Origin of the sequence: Pseudomonas sp. PDM04, assembly GCF_014851765.1 — a bacterium.
GTDB lineage: Bacteria > Pseudomonadota > Gammaproteobacteria > Pseudomonadales > Pseudomonadaceae > Aquipseudomonas.
In genome coordinates this window covers 1-401 of sequence record NZ_JACVAI010000022.1, presented here as the reverse complement: position 1 = coordinate 401, position 401 = coordinate 1, and the positions used below count along the sequence as shown (strand labels likewise).

General features: G+C 52.6%; 2 tRNA genes and 1 rRNA gene. All 3 read left to right on the top strand.

The features are described from left to right. Nucleotides 1-65: ribosomal RNA gene (locus IB249_RS29600) — 16S ribosomal RNA — on the top strand; the annotation flags it as partial. Between the two features lie 122 nt (nt 66-187). Next, nucleotides 188-264 (top strand) — tRNA-Ile (locus IB249_RS29595). Between the two features lie 10 nt (nt 265-274). Further along, nucleotides 275-350: transfer RNA gene (locus IB249_RS29590), tRNA-Ala, on the top strand. Nucleotides 351-401: the final 51 nt, after the last annotated feature.

The window sequence follows — 401 nt, the reverse complement described above, 5'->3', positions numbered from 1 at the left end:
TCATGACTGGGGTGAAGTCGTAACAAGGTAGCCGTAGGGGAACCTGCGGCTGGATCACCTCCTTAATCGACGACTCAGCTGCTCCATGAGCTCCCACACGAATTGCTTGATTCATTGAAGAAGACGATAGAAGCAGCTTTAAGCTCCAAGCTGATAGCTCCAAGCTAACAGTTACGCGCTCGAAATTGGGTCTGTAGCTCAGTTGGTTAGAGCGCACCCCTGATAAGGGTGAGGTCGGCAGTTCGAATCTGCCCAGACCCACCAATTTTGTTATGGGGCCATAGCTCAGCTGGGAGAGCGCCTGCCTTGCACGCAGGAGGTCAGCGGTTCGATCCCGCTTGGCTCCACCACTACTGCTTCTGAAGTAAAGCTTAGAAATGAGCATTCCATCGACGTGATGA